This is a genomic window from Streptosporangium sp. NPDC002721, assembly GCF_042888905.1.
Lineage (GTDB): Bacteria > Actinomycetota > Actinomycetes > Streptosporangiales > Streptosporangiaceae > Streptosporangium.
Genome location: NZ_JBIAQI010000024.1, coordinates 159,318 through 177,836 on the forward strand (window position 1 = coordinate 159,318; position 18,519 = coordinate 177,836).

12 protein-coding genes are annotated in these 18,519 nt (G+C 71.4%); 4 read left to right on the forward strand and 8 right to left on the reverse strand.

The annotated features are described in order from the left end of the window. The first annotated feature begins 174 nt into the window (after positions 1–174). Entirely contained in the window at positions 175–516 is a 342-nt protein-coding gene (locus ACFYWM_RS31570) for a hypothetical protein (protein ID WP_389921057.1), read from the forward strand. A 130-nt stretch (positions 517–646) separates the two neighbouring features. Here ACFYWM_RS31570 and ACFYWM_RS31575 read toward each other — a convergent pair whose 3' ends face one another. Further along, positions 647–1,540 (reverse strand): serine/threonine-protein kinase, encoded by an 894-nt coding sequence (locus tag ACFYWM_RS31575; RefSeq protein WP_389921059.1) that lies wholly within the window; start codon positions 1,538–1,540, stop codon positions 647–649. Between the two features lie 25 nt (positions 1,541–1,565). Further along, a complete protein-coding gene (locus ACFYWM_RS31580; RefSeq protein WP_389921062.1) occupies positions 1,566–3,566 on the reverse strand; it encodes a class I SAM-dependent DNA methyltransferase in 2,001 nt (666 codons plus the stop codon). Positions 3,567–3,650: 84 nt separating this feature from the next. Between ACFYWM_RS31580 and ACFYWM_RS31585 the strand changes: the two genes are divergently transcribed. Further along, positions 3,651–4,454 (forward strand): PP2C family protein-serine/threonine phosphatase, encoded by an 804-nt coding sequence (locus ACFYWM_RS31585; RefSeq protein ID WP_389921064.1) that lies wholly within the window; start codon positions 3,651–3,653, stop codon positions 4,452–4,454. 221 nt (positions 4,455–4,675) lie between these two features. On the opposite strand, the gene ACFYWM_RS31590 is transcribed toward ACFYWM_RS31585, so the two are convergent. The 6 genes from ACFYWM_RS31590 to ACFYWM_RS31615 all read right to left on the reverse strand — a co-directional run bounded on the left by ACFYWM_RS31590 (position 4,676) and on the right by ACFYWM_RS31615 (position 15,447). After that, positions 4,676–5,506 (reverse strand): phosphoribosylaminoimidazolesuccinocarboxamide synthase, encoded by an 831-nt coding sequence (locus ACFYWM_RS31590; RefSeq protein ID WP_389921066.1) that lies wholly within the window; start codon positions 5,504–5,506, stop codon positions 4,676–4,678. 273 nt (positions 5,507–5,779) lie between these two features. Further along, positions 5,780–6,142: a DUF488 domain-containing protein gene (locus tag ACFYWM_RS31595; RefSeq protein WP_389921069.1), complete on the reverse strand. Its 363-nt coding sequence runs from the start codon at positions 6,140–6,142 to the stop codon at positions 5,780–5,782. A gap of 150 nt (positions 6,143–6,292) precedes the next feature. Further along, positions 6,293–11,389 carry a DNA repair ATPase gene (locus ACFYWM_RS31600; RefSeq protein ID WP_389921071.1) on the reverse strand — a complete coding sequence of 1,699 codons (5,097 nt, stop codon included), beginning with the start codon at positions 11,387–11,389 and terminating at the stop codon, positions 6,293–6,295. Then, the gene (locus ACFYWM_RS31605; RefSeq protein WP_389921073.1) at positions 11,386–13,539 is read right to left on the reverse strand and encodes a flotillin family protein; all 2,154 of its coding nucleotides are present in this window, start codon (positions 13,537–13,539) and stop codon (positions 11,386–11,388) included. The genes ACFYWM_RS31600 and ACFYWM_RS31605 overlap by 4 nt, the downstream gene beginning before the upstream one ends. A 13-nt stretch (positions 13,540–13,552) precedes the next feature. Then, a complete protein-coding gene (locus ACFYWM_RS31610; RefSeq protein ID WP_389921078.1) occupies positions 13,553–14,143 on the reverse strand; it encodes a hypothetical protein in 591 nt (196 codons plus the stop codon). A 542-nt stretch (positions 14,144–14,685) separates the two neighbouring features. Continuing rightward, positions 14,686–15,447 (reverse strand): PP2C family protein-serine/threonine phosphatase, encoded by a 762-nt coding sequence (locus tag ACFYWM_RS31615; protein WP_389921094.1) that lies wholly within the window; start codon positions 15,445–15,447, stop codon positions 14,686–14,688. Between the two features lie 252 nt (positions 15,448–15,699). Here ACFYWM_RS31615 and ACFYWM_RS31620 point away from each other — a divergent pair, with 252 nt between their 5' ends. Then, positions 15,700–17,283 carry a peptide chain release factor 3 gene (locus ACFYWM_RS31620; RefSeq protein ID WP_389921080.1) on the forward strand — a complete coding sequence of 528 codons (1,584 nt, stop codon included), beginning with the start codon at positions 15,700–15,702 and terminating at the stop codon, positions 17,281–17,283. A gap of 90 nt (positions 17,284–17,373) precedes the next feature. Further along, positions 17,374–18,369 (forward strand): Gfo/Idh/MocA family protein, encoded by a 996-nt coding sequence (locus ACFYWM_RS31625; RefSeq protein ID WP_389921086.1) that lies wholly within the window; start codon positions 17,374–17,376, stop codon positions 18,367–18,369. Positions 18,370–18,519: the final 150 nt, after the last annotated feature.

The following is an 18,519-nucleotide window of genomic DNA, read 5'->3' on the forward strand; positions in this document are numbered from 1 at the left end:
GCCAACGGAGCCGTCGCACGTGGGCCCCGGTCCCCCGGCCCCGGTTCACTGCCCGGCCCCTACCCCTTCGCCCGCCGCCCAACCGTCCCCGGCCGCGGGGCCGAGGGGGCATCGCCCCAGGTCAGGGTGCCGTCCGGCCGGAACCATCAGGATCGACCATGGAAGGGAACGTTCGTGGAGAAGGGCGACCTCGCTCGGATGATCGCGCTTGTCGGTACGAGCGTCGTGCTGTCGCTCGGCCTGGGCCTGCTGGTCGCGCCGAGGTGCGCGGCCGTGGCCGGCGCCGAGGCCATGCGGCAGCCAACGCCGGCCGCGGGCAACAACTGCAACCTGCCGACCTCCGTACGCCCCGGCAGCACGTACGTCACGAGCTGGAGCAACTGCTACACCTGCCTGTACGAGGAGGTCAGCGCGCACGCCGTCCACCGCGGGCGCGACTACTACTGCACCTACAACCCCGGCAGCGGCCTGAACGACCTGTTCTACGCGCCGTTGAAGCCGGAGAACGACGCCTGAGGCGTCGGAGCGACACCGCGGAAGCACCGCGGAAGCACCGCGGAAGCACCGCGCGGCGCTCTCGGCGGGGAGGCCGCGGGCGAGGACCCGATCCCGGCCCGCCCGGTGACGCCGAGGGGTCCGCGAGCCGTCAGCCCAGGACCCGGCCGACCATCCGCGCGTACATCCGTCCCGGGCTCGGCACCGACGGCGGGTGCAGGAAGCCCGGAAGCATCGGCAGGTCCACCGCGAAGGGCTGCAGCCGCTCGTAGAGGACGTCGGCGCCCGGCGGGCGGTTGTCGGGGTCCTTCTCCAGCAGCTCGGCGACGAGGCGGTTCAGTTCGTCCGGGACCCCCGGCACCTCCGGCGGGCGTTCCTTCACCTGGCGCTCGAACACGGCGTACTCGGTGGGGCCGGTGAACAGCTGGCGGCCCGTCAGCATCTCGTGGATCACGCACCCGAGGGCGTAGAGGTCGCTGCGGGGCCCGGACAGGCCGCTCTGGATCTGCTCGGGCGCCATGTACGACGGGGTGCCGAGGATCTGGCCCACCCGGGTGAACTGGGTCGAGCCGGACTCGCGGAGCACGGCCAGGCCGAAGTCGAGGACCTTCACGCTCCCGTCGGGGCAGAGCATCAGGTTGGTCGGCTTCAGGTCGCGGTGGTAGATGGACAGCGCGTGGGCGGCCGTCAGCACCGCGCAGGCCTGGGCGGCGATCGCCGCCGCCCACGGCACCGGGAGCGGGCCGTGCTCGCTGACCACGTCGGCCACGGTGACGCCCTCGATGAACTGCATCACCTGGAACAGCCGCTGGTCGAAGGTGCCGAAGTCGTACAGCACCGGGGCGCCGGGGTGCTCCAGCCTGGCCAGGATGCGCGCCTCGCGCAGGAAGCGCCGCTTCAGCTCCTCGTCGGGGCCGGTGAGGAACTTCAGGAACTTGACGGCCACCCGGCGGTCGAGATGTTTGTCATGGCCGCCGTAGACGGCCCCCATGCCCCCCTGGCCGAGAGGAAGGTCGTCGAGCACGTATCGGTCGCCGATGACCATCGACCCTCCCCTGGACCTGCGGGCATCAAGCCCCTTGGTCACACGGCCGGAGATGACCGTCGACCAGTCCGTCAAAGCCTAGCCGGATCAGCGTTTCCCCCAGCGTCCGTGTTTCGCGCAGTCTGTCCTCCAGGTCGAACAGCTCACGGAAGGCCGTACCGTACATCCGCTGGTCGGACAGGGGGAGCATGGGCACCCGCGCCCGCCGCACGTCGAGGCGGCTGGAGCTGGGATGGACCCTGGCCGCGTCGGCAGAGCGCAGGAAACCGGCGAGGAACCCCGAGTCGAGCCGCTGCGGGTCGACCCGGTAGAGCGTGAGCTGCGGGCCGAGCGCCGCGCCGCTGTGGGTGATCACTCTGACCGCGCCCAGCACGGTGGTCACCACGTCACCCGGCCTGATCATGACCAGGGCCGGGTCGAGCGTGGTGCGCCCCGAGGGCGGCGCGCCCGCCGCGGTGTCGTCGGCGGTCAGCACCGGGAGCGGGCCCTCGTCGGCGGACATCCTCGCCGGTGCCTGCAAGATCGTGATCAGCCCCGCCTTGGCCAGCTCGCCGACCGTGGTGGTCGGCAGGTCCTGGCGCTCGGCGAGCGGCTGGAGGGCGGGCGTGGCGTCCGGCAGCAGGGCCGAGGTCTCCTTGAACCTGGCCAGCGCGTCGGTGAAGTCGCGCAGGAAGTCGAGGCCGCCGTGCTGCGGGCGGTGCCTGGAGGGGGCGAGGTCGACCTCGTCGTCGAGCAGGTCGATGATCCGCACCGTCCGGCTCTCGCCGGACAGCTCGGCCTCGGGGTTCTCCAGGTACGCGCGCCAGGCCGGCTCCACGATCGACAGGTCGTCGCCCGCGTCCACCACCAGCAGCTGGGACGGCGGGCGTCCGCCGTCGGGCCTGCGCAGCATCCACAGGTCGGGGCCGCCGGGCGCCAGTGTCACCACGGCCCGCAGCGCCCCCGCCCGGAGCAGGTTGCCGCGGATCCGCTTGCCGGGACGGCGGCTGGCGGCGGCGGTGGGCATCAGGATCGCCACCAGGCCGCCCGGCCGCACCCGGGCCAGGCAGTGCTGCACCCAGGCCAGTTCCGACTCCCCGCGCGGCGGCAGCCCGTACTCCCAGCGCGGGTCACCGGCGAGCTCCTCGTGCCCCCACACCCGCTCGTTGAACGGCGGGTCGCAGACCACGGCGTCGGCGGGCTCCCCGGCCAGGCGGTCCTCGCGCAGGGAGTCACCGGCGACGATCCGCGCCTCCGCCCCGCGCAGCAGCACCCGTACGGCGGTGAGCAGCGCGTTCGTCTCGTTGATCTCCTGCCCCATCAGGATCGTCCTCCGCCCGGCCCGGGAATCCCGCTCCCGGTCCGTCGAGGCGTCCGCCCGGTCGTTGGTCTTCCGGTCCGCCGAGGCGTCCGCCCAACCCTCGTGGGAGTCCGCGCCCAGCAGCAGCGTCCCGACGCCGCACGCGGGGTCGAGCACGACGCCCCCGTCCCCGGCCGCCAGCCGGACCATGAGCGCGGCCACGTCGTCCCTGGTGACCGGGAGCTGGCGGGAGTGGGCCTCGGCGTACCGCCCGAACAGGAACTCGAAGACCTCCAGGGGGCCGTGTTCGGCGGCGAGTTCGGCGACGAGCCGGACGAGGGCCACGTCGTCCAGGCGGAGATCGGCGGAGCCGGGGAGATCCGTCGTCACCTCGGCCACGCGGGTGAGAGACTTCATACCATGATCACGCCAGGCGGTGGGCTCGCGGCGCAGGAAGAGCAGGAACGCGCCGACCTTGGCCACCAGCTCGCCCAGCCTGAGGTCGTCGACCGAGGTGCGCATCCGCTGCCAGACCAGGTCGCCGAGCGAGAACTCGAAGGATTTGCCGTTCGCGCGCAACCACACGGCGATCTCGGGCAGGGAGAACAGCGGGCTGGAGGCGGTGCCGCCCACCGGCTGGGGAAAGTCCTCGTGGCGGCGGCGCCAGTTGCTCACCGCTGCCCTGCCGACCCCGGCGAGCCGGGCGATGTCGCCCGCGTTCACGGTGATCTCCTGGCTCTCCTCCATGAAGGGCCACAGTAGTTGACTGTGCCGCAACGGTCTACAACAAGTTTGCTTGTGAAGTGCTTCAACCAATGATTTACTGCCCTCATGGCACTGAACCAACCACTTGCACTGCGCTACGCGGCCCGCTCCGACGTAGGTGTCCGCCGTGAGGCGAACGAGGATTCGGGCTACGCGAGTGCGCGCCTGCTTGCCATAGCCGACGGCATGGGTGGTCACGCGGGTGGAGAGGTCGCCAGCTCACTTGCCGTCACCGCCATGGCGAAGCTGGACGACACCCTGCCCGCCAGTGGTGTCGACCTGCGTGCCGCGCTCAAGGACGCCGCCAGGGACGTGAACCACACGCTGCGCGACATGAGCGAGCAGGATCCCACGCTCCGCGGCATGGGCACCACCCTGACCGCCATGCTCTGGGACGGCGCCACCTTCGCCCTGGCCCACGTCGGCGACTCCCGGGCCTACATGCTGCGCGACGGTGCCCTCTACCAGATCACCCACGACCACACCCTGGTCCAGTCGCTGGTGGACGAGGGGCGGATCACCCCGGAGCAGGCCGCCGAGCACCCGCGCCGGTCGATGGTGCTGCGGGTCCTCGAAGGCACCGGAGACGGGGAGCTGGACCTGTCGCTGCGCGAGGCCTACCCGCAGGACCGCTACCTGCTCTGCTCCGACGGCCTGACCGCCGTGGTCGGACCCGAGACCCTGTTCAACACGCTGACCGAGATCTCCGACCCCGACGAGGCCGTCCTCCGGCTCATCGACCTGGCCAACCGGGGTGGCGGCCCCGACAACATCACCTGCGTCGTGGCCGACTTCGGGACGCCCACCGACACGGTCCAGACGGGCCCGGCCATCGTGGGCGCCGCGGTCGAGCGGAGACTCTCCCTCTGACCCACGGCCCCTCGGCCCCGTGGGCGCGGAGAGAACGGGCGCGGAGAGAACGGGCGCGGAGAGAACGGGCGCGGAGAGAACGGGCCGGCAAGAGCCCGGTGCCCGCACGTCCCGTGCCCCGGTCCATGGCCGGTCCGCAGCCGGTCCGCAGCCGGCTCGGCGCTTGGGGACCGCTTGGGGACAGGGAGGGGCGTCGTCAGCGGGTCACGTCCCTCCGGCGCTCACCAGGTCCTGCCGGTGATGCGCTCGTACGCCTCGACGTAGCGCGCCCGGGTGACCTCCACGACCTCGGCGGGCACCTCCGGGGCGGGTTCCCTCTTGTCCCAGCCCGTGCCGGTGGCCCAGTCGCGCACGTACTGCTTGTCGAAGGAGAACTGCGCGTGGCCGGGCTCCCACCGGTCGGCGGGCCAGAAGCGGGAGGAGTCGGAGGTCAGCACCTCGTCGCCGAGCACGAGCGTGCCGTCGGCGGCCCGGCCCAGCTCGATCTTGGTGTCGGCGATGATGACACCCCGCCCTGCGGCGAGCTCGGAGCCGCGCCGGTAGACCTCCAGCGTGATCCGCCTGAACTCCTCGGCGGCCTCCGCGCCCTCCCGGGAGACGACGTCCTCGAAGGAGATGGGCTCGTCGTGCTGCCCCAGCGGGGCCTTGGTGCTCGGGGTGAAGATCGGCTCGGGGAGTTTGGAGCCGTCGACCAGCCCGGGAGGCAGCGGCACGCCCGAGACCGACCCGTGCTCGCGGTACTCCTTCAGCCCGCTGCCGGTCAGGTAGCCGCGCGCGATGCACTCGACCTGCACCATCTCCAGCCTCCGGCACCGCACCGCACGCCCCTCGAACTCGGCGGGCACGTCGGTCGCCGAGATCACGTGGTTGGGCACGATGTCGGCGAGCTGCTCGAACCACCACAGCGACAGCCGCGTGAGGATCTTCCCCTTGTCGGGGATCGGGGTGGGCAGGATCACGTCGTACACCGACACCCGGTCGGACGCCACGAGGACGATGTCCCCGCGGTCCTCGTAGACGTCGCGGACCTTCCCGGAATGAAGAAGCTTCACTGCGTTCCTTGCTCTCGCTCGACCCGGCGGCCCTCCGCGGGCCACCGGTCGCTGACCGACACCTGCTCACCGTATTCGACACCGGGCGGCACCCCGCGCCCGCCCTGCCGGACGACCGGCCCCGCCCCCGTTCCCGCCCCGGGCTCGCCCGGGGCGCCGCACTCGACTTCGCGGTACGCCGGTGAGGACCTGGGCATCACTCGCCCCCCGGCGGGCTAGCGAGGACCGCGACACCGCTGAGGACCGGCACATCGCCGAGGGCCGGGACGTCGCTCAGCTTCGCAGCAGGTCGGCGAGGACCACGGCCTCGCTGATGTCGGCCCGCCTGGTCGCGGTCAGGAGCGTCACCGTCCGGCTCCTCGCCATCTCCCGCAGGTGCTCCAGCGCGGCGGCCCGCTCGGGATCCTCCAGCTCGGCCCGGTAGCGACGGCCGAACTCCTCGAACCGGGCCGGATCGTGGCCGTACCACGTGCGCAGCCCGGTCGAGGGCGCCACCGCCTTGCACCACTCCTCCAGGTGCGCCTTCTCCTTGGACAGCCCTCGCGGCCAGATCCGGTCGACCAGCACCCGGGCGCCGTCCCGGGGCTCCGGCTCCTCGTAGACCCGGCGCACCCGCACCTCTGGTTTGACAGTCATACGGTGACCCTTCCCGGACAACCGGCGACGGCAGCCACAGGTGGCGGCAAATGTCGGTGTCCGGCGGGTCGAGGCTGACGGAGCGGCCGAAGGCGAGGTCGTTCGGGGCCGGTCGGCGACGGCCCGGCCCCGGGACTCACGGCTCGGGACTCACGGCTCGGGGGACAGGCGGTCGGCGGCGTGTTCGATGGCGGTGCTCACCCGGTCGGCCAGCAGGCCCACCGCGCCGACCGCGCGGGTCATCGGGTCGTCCTCCGCGCCGCCGAGCGCCTGGGACCGCAGGTGGGCGGCCTTCACCTCGGCCCACCGCGCGGCCTGTACGGGGGTCATGGTGCCGCGCAGCTCGGCCAGTTTGAGCAGGTTGGCCTCCGCGCCCGAGGTGAGGGTCTGGGCCTCGCCGAGGTAGTGGTCGTCGATCACGGCCTCCAGCTCGGCGTCGTTCATCACCGGGACGACCCGGGCCGCGAGCTTGTTCATGTTCCGGTAGGAGCCCTGGAGCTGGAACGGCGGCTCGGTCCGCGACGCGTCCGCCTGGGCGGCCGAGGCGATGTAGGCCTGGTTGTTGGCCAGCACCACCCGCTGGACCCGCAGCAGCTTGCGCAGCACCGCGAGGACCTGTTCCAGCTCCACCGGGGAGTACGGGTGGGAGAGCTGGTCGGCCCGGACCCCCGAGTCGCCGCGCGCCAGCCGCACCAGGAGGCGGATGTCGCCCCGGTCGCGGGTGGAGAGCGGGGACAGGACCGGGTTGGAGGTGAGCGCGTTGTCGATGTAGCTCAGCGCGAACAGCTCCTCCCGTCCCGACAGCACGTCGCCCAGGTTCCACACGTCGGCGCGGTTGGCGAGCATGTCGGGGATGCGGAAGCGTTTGCCCGCCTCGGTGTAGGGGTTGCCCGCCATGCAGACCGCGAAGCGCTTGCCCCGCAGGTCGTAGGTGCGGGTCTTCCCCTCCCAGACCCCCTCCATCCGGCGCTGGCCGTCGCACAGGGAGACGAACTTCTGCAGCAGCTCGGGTGAGGTGTGCTGGATGTCGTCCAGGTAGAGCAGGACGTTGTTGCCCATCTCCAGCGCGAAGGAGATCTTCTCGATCTCCTGCCGCGCCGTCGCGTCGGGCGCCCGCGCGGGGTCCACCGAGGTCACCAGGTGGCCCAGGGCCGGGCCGTTCACCTTGACGAAGATCAGCCCGAGCCGGTTGGCCACGTACTCCATGAGGGTGGTCTTGCCGTAGCCCGGCGGGGAGATGAGCAGCAGCATGCCCATCTGGTCGGTCCGCTTGGCGTCCCCGGCCGCGCCGAGCTGCTTGGCCAGGTTGTCGCCGATCAGCGGCAGGTAGACCTCGTCGAGCAGCTGGTTGCGGACGAAGGCGGTCATCACCTTCGGCCGGAACTCCTCCAGCCTCAGCCGCTCGCGCTCGGCCGCGACCAGCTCGTTGCGCCGCCGCTGGTAGGCGCGATACGCGGGTACGCGGTGGAGGCGGAAGTGCCGCGTCCTGGCGAGGAACTCGTCCAGGCGCAGCCCCATCGCGCGCCCGGAGATCCGGGGGTGCGCGCCGAGCAGCCCCTCGACCGTGACGGTCAACGCCGCCGAGGAGTCGTGCCGGGGCACCTCGCACAGCAGTACGGCCACCGCCTCCACCAGCTCCGCGGACCCGGCCCCCGGAGCCGGTCCCGCCCCCGGAGCCGGTCCCGTGCCCGTGGCCCGTCCCGAGCCTGGAGCCGATCCCGCGCCCGATCCCGAGACCTCGGAAACGGAGACCTCGGAGGCGGAGACGTCGAAGGCGGAGAGCCACGCCCCGGCCAGGCGGTGCCGGGCGGCGAGGTCGTCGCCGAGCGCCCGCAGGTCGTCCTCGAACTCCCCGCGCGCGGGTCCCAGCGCCCGGTCGAACCGGTCGAGCAGCGACCGCGCCCCCGCGCTCGTCACGAACCCGAACGGCTTGCCCGGCAGCTCCTCGAACAGGTACTCCCCGGCCAGCTCGAAAAGGCCCTCGTCCCCCGTGTCGCCGTGCAGGCCACGGCTGAAGGACGCGATCGCGGCGCCGAGGGCGGCGCGGGTCTCCTCCACCGCCTCCACCCCGCCGAACAGGGTCCGGGCCCGCGCGAGCGACGTCGCCCGGGTGGTCCACGTCGCCCGGGTGGCCTCGTCGGTGCCGAAGGCCCAGAAGAGCTGCGCGGCGGCCCGCGCCGCGGGCGGGTAGCGGAGCAGCCCCGCCCCCGCGTGCAGGCGGAGCGCGGCCTGGAGGATCGCGGTGGCGTCGTGGTCGTGGACGCCGCGCTCGTAGCCCTCGTCGTACCGGGTCTCCGCCACCCGGCGGACGATCTCCAGCAGCTCCCCGCCGGCCACCGCGGCCTCGTGCAGCGCCTCCAGGGAGAGTGGGGGCCCGCCGGTGCCGGAGGAGAGGGCGCCCGAGGAGACAGAACCCGGGGCTCCGGCCTCGGCGGCGGCGAGGATCGAGGCGGCCAGGTGCTCGCCCCGGTAGACCTCCGGCGACTCCGAGACCGTGAGCTGGTTCCAGAACGGCCGGGTGTCCTCGAAGGCCGCGTCGCGCACCGGGGAGCGGTAGTCGGTCCCGGTGACGGCGAACGCCATCCGGTCCTCGTGGGGGACCAGGGTGAGGTCGGCCGGCTGGGTGTTGACCGCGAACAGGTGGCGGCCGAGCCGGATGGTCTCCCCGCCGTCGCTGTAGAGGTCGAGCCGGTCGCGCAGGGCGCGGCCCGCCTCCTGGCGGGCGGACTTGATCCGTCCTTCGAGCTCCTCCGCGCGCACCTGGTCGCCCAGCGCGCGCAGCTCCCCGGCCACGCCCTTCAGCTTGAGCACCATCGGGTCGGACCCGAAGTAGGTGTTGACCTCGTCCAGCGACGCCAGACCGGCCACCCGCCGCCGTACGCTCGACAGGATGCGGGTCGCGGAGTCGGCCAGCCGGTCGGCGCGGCGGGCCCGCTCGTCGAGCAGCGCCTGGCGGCGCGAGGAGAACGCCTCGTAGACGTCCTCCCGCTTGGCGGCCAGCTGCCCCAGGAAGTCGTCGAACTCGGCGAAGCGCGACTCCAGGTTCTCCAGCTGGAGCATCAGGCGGCCCAGCTGCTCGTCGCAGCGCTCGGGGGTGCCGGACATCGCCAGCGCCCCGGTGACCGCCTGCCCCAGCAGGGCGTACTCGGCCGCGAAGGCCGCCCGCCCCTCACCGGCCAGCAGCTCCCCGCGCCGGGCCTCCAGCGTGGCGCGGGCGCGGTTGACCCCGCCGAGCACCTCGCCGACCCGTTCCAGGATGGCGGTACGCACCGTGGCGTCGGCGATGTCGAGCGTGCCGACCACCTCGACCACGATCTCCAGGCCCCTGGCCTGCCGCTCCAGCCGCTCGCCGATCGGCCCGGCCTCCGCCACGGTCGCGATCGCGCCCGCGTCGGAGACCAGCCGCTCGACCTCCTCGTGGTACCCGGCGAAGGCGTCGTCGCCCCGCAGGAACCCGGCCGCGCGCCGGCCGGTGCTGTCGAGCTCGGCCGCGAGCTCCGCGTCGAGCGCGTCGATCCTGGCGGTGTCGACGTGGCGCAGCTCGCGCAGGGTCACCAGGTGTCCCTGCGACCGCCGCAGCTCCGCCAGCCGGTCGACCCAGCCCCGCGCGGACCTCGGCGCGTCGCCGCGTGAGTGCCGTACGAGCGCGGTGACCTCGGCGGCGGCCTCCTCCAGCGCCTCGGCGGCCTGCCGGGTGAGCGACTGGACCTTCTCGAACTCGTCCAGCACCTGCTCGGCGGTGGCCCGCAGGTCGGCGAGCGGGCCGCGCAGCCGGTGCTCGCCCAGCCAGTGGTAGTGGTCGAAGACCCGGGCGCAGGAGGCGATCAGCGCCTCCAGGACCGGGACGGAGGGCGCCATCTCCTCGACCATCCGCGCCACCGACAGGCAGTCGGAGATGCCCCGCACCAGCTCCGCGTTGCCGATCCGCTCCAGCGGCCCGGTGCCGGCCGGGCGCCCGGCCGCGTGGAGGTCCGACTGGTAGGCCGTCTGCCAGACCTGCATGGGGTGGACGCGGGTGGGCTCGTCGGAGGTGGCCCTGAAGACGACCAGCGTGCCGTCGTCGAACAGCGAGTACCCGTGGCAGGACAGCGGGGTCTCCACCTGCTTGCGGATCACGTTGTACGGCAGCAGCAGCGACCGCCCCTCGGCGCGGGCGTGGAAGACGTACAGCACGTCCTCGCCGTTGGGGGAGCGGATGACCCGTTCGAACTCCAGCTCCGACACGTCGGTGTCGAACGTCTTGCTCACCCCGGTGGACAGGTAGTAGCCGCCGGGGAAGATGATCCCCTGGTCCTCGGGCAGGCGCTGGCAGGCCTGCCCGATGCCGTCGAGGCGGACCACGCCCTTGGTCCGGGTGTTGAACACCAGGTGCCGCCACTCCGGCTCCTTGTACGGCCGCACCCGCAGCAGGATCAGCGGGCCGATCCTGGCGTGGTGCACCTCCGCGTCGGCGAGGCTCTGCAGCGGTTCCGCGACGGGCTCGCGGTAGACGCCCTCCCCGGTCTCGGTGTTGTTCTCGATCTTGATGGTGAGGTCGCCGCCGACGGTCTCGACGAACACCTCCCCCCCGATCGAGATGTGCGGGTGGCGGCCCATCACGTGGTCGTCGCGGGTGGCCGGGATCCACTCGAAGTCGTGCGAGGGCGGGAACGTGTGGTCGCGTTCCCCCCGGTCGTCGATGTAGGCGAGCGTGCCGTCCGCCCCGACCTGCCAGCGCAGCACGCGGGTGTCCTGCGGGCCGGTCTGGAAGACGGCCAGCATCTTGCCCTCGACGCGGCGGAGCTGGAGCAGCCGGGTCTCCCGGTAGTACCGGTAGAGCTCGGCGAAGTCCCGCTCGAAGCGCGGGTCGCGGAACATCGGCGCGGGGTCGAAGCGGAACCCGCTCCCGCCCTCCCCGCCGTCGCCCGTCGCGTCCCGGACGAACGTGTGCACGGAGAAGACGTCCTCGACGGTCGTCTCCGGCTTCATCCCGATGAACACGTTGTAGCCGAAGAGCATGAGCCCGCCGACCGACACGATGTCGCGCGGCACGCAGTTGTTCTCGGTGCGTATCCGCTCGGTGCCGACCAGGCGCAGCTCGGCCCCGCCGAACACCGCCAGGCGCTCGGCGTTGAGCGCGTCGGACTGCCGGGCCAGCTCGGCGGCCTGCTCGGCCAGCCGGGCGCGGAGCACCTCGTAGGTGCCCGCGTCCAGCCCCGCCCCCTCGCCGGGGGCGCCGGTGACGGCCTCCGCCGTGGAGGACGTCACTGCTTGACGGAACCGGCGGAGTTGCCGGTGGAACCACCGGCGTTGGCGCCGGCACCGGAGAGCGCGGCGACGGGGACCTCGGTCGTGGTGGCCGCCTGGGCCTCGCTCAACAGGCCGCGCAGCCGGTCCGCGTCGGGGCCGCCCTCCTTGATCATTTTCATCAGCAGCGCGGACAACGAGAGGTTGCGCACGTCGGCGGTGTCGATCGAGCCGAGGACCCTGCCCAGGTCGGCGGGGAGGCTCGCCGAGCCGTCCAGGTACGGCCCGGCCAGGGTGCGGGCGACGTCGGAGTTCTCCACGAAGCCGTCCACGGCCTTGCCCATGGTGATCGAGCTCATCAGCCGGTCGAAGAACACGGTGTCGCCGCCGACGATGTCGATGTTGGCCTTGGAGAGCCCGGCCGAGACCACGGAGGCCTGCGCCTCGGCGATCTTGAGCTGGACGTTCACCCCGGCGAGGCGGATCTCCTTCTCGGCCTCCAGTCGCAGGCGGTACTCCTCGTGGGCGCGGGTCGCGTCGGTGAGCGCGGCCATCGCCGCGGCCTTCTCGGTGAGACCCTCGGCCTCGGCCTTGAGCTTCTCGCCGACCGTCGCGGCGGCGGCCAGCGCCATGGCCTGCTCGCCCTCCGCCTCGGCCTTCAGCCTCTCGCGCACCGCGGTGGCCGCGGCGTGGGCCCTGGCCTGCTCGCCCTCGGCGACCGCCAGCGCCCTCTCCCGCTCGACGGTGGCCTCGGCGCGGCCGACCTTCTCGATCGCCGCGGCGTCCCGCTCGCGTACCTGCACCTCGGCCAGGCCGACGGCGGCCATCTCGGCCTGCACGCCCTCGGCGAGACGGATCTTGGCGCGGGCGTCGAGCTCGGCGGCCTGCTGCCGCGACTCGGCCAGCACCAGCGCCTCGCGCGCCCGGTGCTTGGACGCGGCCTCGGAGGCCTCGGCCGCCTTGATGTCCTTGACCAGGCTCTCCTGCGCCTCGGCCTCGGCCTGGATGATCACGGCCTGGCGGGTCCGCTCGGCCTCCTCGACCACGCGCAGGCGCTTGATGCTCTCCTCCTGCTCGGCGACCGTCTTCTCCACCGCGATCCGCTCGCGGACCACCTCGGCGATGGAGCGCTTCTCGCCCTCCACCTCCTTGTCCTTGGAGATGCGCGACAGCTCGGTCTCGCGCTCGCGGGCGATGACCTCAAGCAGGCGGTCCTTCTCGATGCGCTCGGTCTCGATGGCGAGGACCCGCTCGCGGTTCTTCGCCGCCACCGCGATCTCGCGGGCCTGGTTCTCCTGCTGGACGCCGAGCTGCTCGTCGGTACGCAGGTGCGCGGCGTGCGCCTTGAGCCGCTCCTCGGCCTGGACCTTGGCGGTCTCCGCCTCCTCGCGGGCGCGCATGGTCTCGACCTCGCGCTTCTGCTTGGTCTCCGCGTCGGCCTGGCGGCGCTCCAGCTCCAGGATGGCCTCCCGCGCGTCCACGTTCTGGCGGGTGATCTCCTTCTCCTCGCGCCGCTGGAACTCGTTGGTCCGCACGTGCTCGATGGCGGTCAGCTCGGTGATCTTCCTGATGCCCTGCGCGTCGAGGATGTTGTTCTTGTCCAGGGAGAGCAGCGAGGTCTGCTCCAGGTAGTCGATCGCCGCGTCCTCAAGGCTGTAGCCGTTGAGGTCGGTGCCGATGACCTGGATGATCTGGTCGCGGAACTGGTCGCGCTGGGTGTAGAGGTCCACGAAGTCGAGCTGCTTGCCGACCGTCTTGAGCGCCTCGGAGAACTTGGCGTTGAACAGCTCCTGCAACGTCTCCTGGTCGCTCGCCCGCGCGGTGCCGATGGCCTGGGCGACCTTCACCACGTCCTCGACGGTCTTGTTGACGCGTACGAAGAAGGTGATGCGGATGTCGGCGCGGATGTTGTCGCGGCAGATCAGGCCCTCACGGCCGGTACGGGCGATCTCGATGGTCTTCACCGAGATGTCCATGAGCTCGGACTTGTGGAAGACGGGCAGCACGACGGCGCCGGTGAAGGTGACGTCGACCTTGTTGATCTTCGAGATGATCAGGGCCTTGCCTTGTTCCACCTTGTTGAACAGCCGGCTGATCAGGAAGAGCAGGCCGATGACGACGAGGAGGACGACGGCGAGGAGAATGCCGAGCCCGGTGGAGATGACGTCCAATGTGGTCCCTCGGTTAAATAGGACGATCAGGATCGAGTTCCGCGTCGTACGGCATCACCCAGAAGAACTCGCCGGGGGAGTCATAGGCGAATATCAGGGCGACGCTTCCGGCGGCGAAAACCTCGTCACCGGTCTGTCGTACTTGAACGAGAGCGGATGAGCCGTCGGCGGACGTGACCTCGGCCTGGCCGAAGTCGCGGCCGACGCGGCGCGTGCGGATGACACACATGCGGCCCACGAAGTCGGCGCGGGAGGGGACGCGCTCCTTCGGGACGAGACGCCGCAGTGACAGGACGACGAGGCGCGTGCACGCCCAGGCGCAGACCAGTGCCGCGACCAGTACGGCGACCAGGGCGGGGGTGCCGGTGAACAGCGTGCCGCCCACGAGGCTCGCGAACCACGCGACGGCGACCAGCAGCGAGACGGCCACCGCGGCCGGGACTCCGCCGAGTCCCAGACCGCTCAGGAGGCCGGTGGCCCCCGTCGACTCGGACCCGTCGCCGCCGCCCTCGCCGTCGAACCCGAACACTCCAGCCATGACGAGCACCCAGTACGCGATGATCACCAGAAGCAGGAACGTGAACAGGACGGTCGGAAAAGACATCGCGGCATCGACGAACTGGCCCATCGGCGTGTGGGATCCCCCTGTTGGCATGACCGGAACGCGCTCCCCCGAGCACGTGTGGGTGACTATATACAGATAAAGTTCAGTTAAAGGGAATAGTTCCCAAAGCGGAAAAATATTCGCATGAATTTCCCGCTCGCAGTGAGCGCGGGCGCGCGGGGGTCACCCGGGTCGCAGAGGGACTCACCCGGGGCGCAGGGGGCCGGAAGCGGGGGAGGGCCCGGAAGCGGGGGAACGGGGGCATGGGAAAGCCGAGGAACGGGAGCGGGGCTCCGCGTCCTCGGCCCTGTCCCGAAAGACGTCCCGAAAGACGTCCCGAAAGACGTCCCGAAAGACGTCCCGGGAGGTCAGGCGGGGCGAGTGATCATGTAGGCGAGACCGACGAGGATCACGACGGGAATGAGCCACACGATCGCCTCGATGGCGAACTCCTTGTACATGAGGAACATCCCTCCGGAGCGGTGATCGGCGAGGTGCGTGGATCTCCGACGATAGCCGCTGTCCCGTACGGCGACCAGAACCTACGAGGGGTTGGCCGAGCCGACCACCACCGGGCTGTCGGAGAGTTCTCCCTCGACCACGTCGGCGACCACGCAGGTGATGTTGTCGGGGCCCCCCGCCTCGCAGGCGAGCGCGATCAGCTGGCGCGTCACCTCGTCGAGGTCGTCGACCTCGGCGAGCACCTGGCGGAGCCGCTCGGCGTCGACCACCCCGGACAGCCCGTCGGAGCAGAGCAGGTAGCGGTCACCGAGCTCGGCGTCCCGGAGGGAGAGGTCGAGCTCAAGATTGTCGCCGCCGTCGAGGACCTGCAGCAGGATCGACCGGTGCGGGTGGCGGGCGGCCTCCTCGGCGGTGATCCGGCCGTCGTCCATCAGCGTCTGGACCAGGGTGTGGTCGTAGGTGATCTGGTACAGGTCGCCGTTGCGCAGGAGGTAGGCGCGGGAGTCGCCGATGTGGGCGAGGGCGACGCGGGAGCCGTTCCAGAGCATCAGGGTCAGGGTGGTGCCCATGCCGGTGAGCGACGGGTCCTCCTCGACCAGCTCGCGCAGGCGCTGGTTGGCCTTGCGGACCCCGGCCTCGGCGGCGGCGGCGAGGTCGCCGGGGCACTCCTGGTCCAGGGACGCGACGGTGGCGATCGCCGCCGAGCTGGCGACCTCCCCGCCCACGTGGCCGCCCATCCCGTCGGCGACGGCGAGAAGCCGGGCGCCCGCGTAGGCGGCGTCCTCGTTGCCTTGCCGGATCCGGCCGACGTCGGAACCTGCCGTATAGCGCAGCGTGATCATCTGCACATCACTAGATCGTCGAGTTGCACGAGCTGAGCCGCTTTCGGACAGTTGGGATGGGCATAGGGCGAACCGAGATGTTCCACGATCCACTTAACACCATGGTGGCGCAAGCGGCCTGGGGAAGTGTTGCCACATCTGTTGACACCTGTGGTGGCGCGTAAGCTGGTTTCAGTGCCACGCACGGGCCTCTCCAGTGCCCCCGCACTGTGCCCGGAGTTCCCCACCTTACGCATCGCTAGGAGATCAGTAATGGCCGCGATCATTCAGGAGGCGGCTCGTCGCCGCACGTTCGCGGTGATCAGCCACCCTGACGCGGGTAAGTCGACCATGACCGAGGCGCTGGCACTGCACGCCTCCGCGATCAGCCAGGCGGGTGCGGTGCACGGCAAGTCCGGGCGGCGCGGGGTCACCTCCGACTGGATGGAGATGGAGAAGGCCCGAGGCATCTCCATCACCTCGGCCGCGCTCCGGTTCGAGTACCGCGGCCACATGTTCAACCTGGTCGACACCCCCGGCCACGCCGACTTCTCCGAGGACACCTACCGGGTGCTGGCCGCCGTCGACTGCGCGGTCATGCTGCTCGACGCGGCCAAGGGCATGGAGCCGCAGACCCTGAAGCTGTTCGAGGTCTGCCGGCACCGCCGCATCCCGGTGATCACGTTCGTCAACAAGTGGGACCGGCCGGGGCGCGAGGCGCTGGAACTGCTGGACGAGATCGAGGAGCGCACCGGCCTGAAGCCCACGCCGATCACCTGGCCGATCGGCACCGGCGGCTTCTTCCACGGGGTGGCCGACCGCGCCGCCGACCGGATCGTCCGCTACACCCGCACCCCCGGCGGCGCCACCAAGGCCATCGAGACCGACCTGAGCGCCGAGCAGGCCCTGGCGGAGCTGGGCGGCGACTGGGAGCGGGCCAAGGACGAGATCGACCTGCTCTCCGCGATCGGCGCAGACCACGACCAGAAGACCTTCGAGGCGCACGAGTCGACCCCGGTGCTGTTCGGGGCCGCGCTGTCCAACTTCGGCGTCGGCCGCCTGCTGGACGCCATGGTCGACATCGCCCCCGCCCCCGCGCCCCGCCCGGACGTCGCCGACGACCCGCGCCCGCTGGAGGAGCCCTTCTCCGGCCTGGTCTTCAAGGTGCAGGCCAACATGGACCCCTCGCACCGCGACCGCATCGCCTTCGTCCGGGTCTGCTCGGGCAGGTTCGAGCGCGGCATGGTGCTCATCCACGCGGCCACCGCCCGCCCGTTCGCGACCAAGTACGCCCAGTCGGTCTTCGGCCAGGAGCGCGCCACGATCGACGAGGCCTACCCCGGCGACGTCGTCGGCCTGGTCAACGCCAGCGCCCTGCGTCCCGGCGACACTCTCTACGACGGCCCGCCCGTCGAGTTCCCGAAGATCCCGAGCTTCGCCCCCGAGCACTTCTCCACCGCTCGCGTCCGCGACTCCAGCCGTTCCAAGCAGTTCCGCAAGGGAATCGAGCAGCTCGACGCCGAGGGCGTGGTCCAGGTGCTCCGCTCCGACGTCCGCGGCGACCAGTCACCGGTGCTCGCCGCGGTGGGCCCGATGCAGTTCGACGTGGTCAAGCACCGGATGGCCGCCGAGTTCAACACCGAGATCCTGATGGACCGGCTCGACTTCGGCATCGCCAGGCTCACCGACGCCGAGTCGGCGCCGTTCCTGGCCCGCCAGCGCGGGGTGGAGGTCTTCACCCGCTCGCTCGACGGCGCCCTGCTGGCGCTGTTCACCGACGAGTGGCGCATGCGCGGCGTGATGCGCGACAACCCCGACCTGGTGCTGAACGCCCTGCTCGCCGACACGCGCGGCTGACACAGGGGTACGGGCGTGTAAGGCTCGTGTCTCGTACGAGATGAGACGGGGAGGTCCGGGTGCCGGGGGCCTCTCCGTCAGGTGTTCGTGGTGAGATATGTCGTTATGAGCGCGATTAAGTGGGGAATTCTGGCGACCGGCGGCATCGCCGCGACCTTCACCGAGGACCTGAAGCTCCTGCCTGACGCCGAGGTGGTCGCGGTCGGGTCGCGGTCGGAGGAGTCCGCGCGGGCCTTCGCCGACCGGCACGGCGTCCCGCGGGCCCACGGGAGCTGGGCGGAGCTGGCCGCCGACCCCGAGGTGGACATCGTCTACGTCGCCAACACCCAGAACGCCCACCACGACGCCGTACGGACCTGCCTCGAAGGGGGCAAGGCCGTACTGTGCGAGAAGGCGTTCACCCTCAACAGGGCCGAGGCCGCCGACCTGGTCGACCTCGCGCGGGAGCGGGGCCTGTTCCTGATGGAGGCCATGTGGACGCGTTGCATCCCGGCCGTCCGCAAGATCATGCAACTGGTCGAGGGCGGCGCGATCGGCCCGGTCCAGACCGTCCACGCCGACTTCGGGTTCTCCGTCTCCGTCCCGCCCGAGCACCGGCTCCGCAACCCGGCACTGGGCGGTGGCGCCCTGCTCGACGTGGGCGTCTACCCGATCTCCTTCGCCCACATGGTGCTCGGCGCTCCCGCCGGGGTGCGCTCCTGGGCGCGGCTCACCCCCGAGGGGGTGGACGAGAACACCGGCGTGCTGCTCGGCTACGACAGCGGGGCGGTCGCCCTGCTGTCCTGCGGCATCACCACGCACAGCCCGGTCGCCGCGTCCATCTCCGGCACGCTCGGCCGGATCGAGATCCCCGGCCCGTTCTTCCGCCCCGACACCTTCACCGTGCACCCGAGGGCGGGCGAGCCGAAGACCTTCCACCTCCCCTTCGAGGGGAAGGGCATGCTGCACGAGGCGACCGAGGCCATGCGCTGCCTGCGCGAGGGCCTGCTGGAGAGCCCGTTGATGCCCTGGCAGGCGACCCTCGACGTGATGGGCATCATGGACGAGGTCCGCTCGCAGGTGGGTGTCCGTTTCCCTGGCGAGTAACTGATTGGTGTTTCCCTTTTCCTGATACTGGGGCGTCTCCTTTTCGGCGCACCCGGAGTTTTTCCGGGTGCGCTCGACGTGGTTGTTCTTGGTGCTCGCTGCGGGCGGGTGTCCTTGTTCTTGGTGCTCGTTCTTGGTGCTCGCTGCGGT

Excerpts from the sequence above, each read along its gene's own strand:
- ACFYWM_RS31575 (WP_389921059.1), bottom strand. The coding sequence starts at position 1,540 with ATGGTCATCGGCGACCGATACGTGCTCGACGACCTTCCTCTCGGCCAG.
- ACFYWM_RS31580 (WP_389921062.1), bottom strand. The coding sequence starts at position 3,566 with ATGGAGGAGAGCCAGGAGATCACCGTGAACGCGGGCGACATCGCCCGG.
- ACFYWM_RS31585 (WP_389921064.1), top strand. The coding sequence starts at position 3,651 with ATGGCACTGAACCAACCACTTGCACTGCGCTACGCGGCCCGCTCCGAC.
- ACFYWM_RS31595 (WP_389921069.1), bottom strand. The coding sequence starts at position 6,142 with ATGACTGTCAAACCAGAGGTGCGGGTGCGCCGGGTCTACGAGGAGCCG.
- ACFYWM_RS31610 (WP_389921078.1), bottom strand. The coding sequence starts at position 14,143 with ATGTCTTTTCCGACCGTCCTGTTCACGTTCCTGCTTCTGGTGATCATC.
- ACFYWM_RS31615 (WP_389921094.1), bottom strand. The coding sequence starts at position 15,447 with ATGATCACGCTGCGCTATACGGCAGGTTCCGACGTCGGCCGGATCCGG.
- ACFYWM_RS31620 (WP_389921080.1), top strand. The coding sequence starts at position 15,700 with ATGGCCGCGATCATTCAGGAGGCGGCTCGTCGCCGCACGTTCGCGGTG.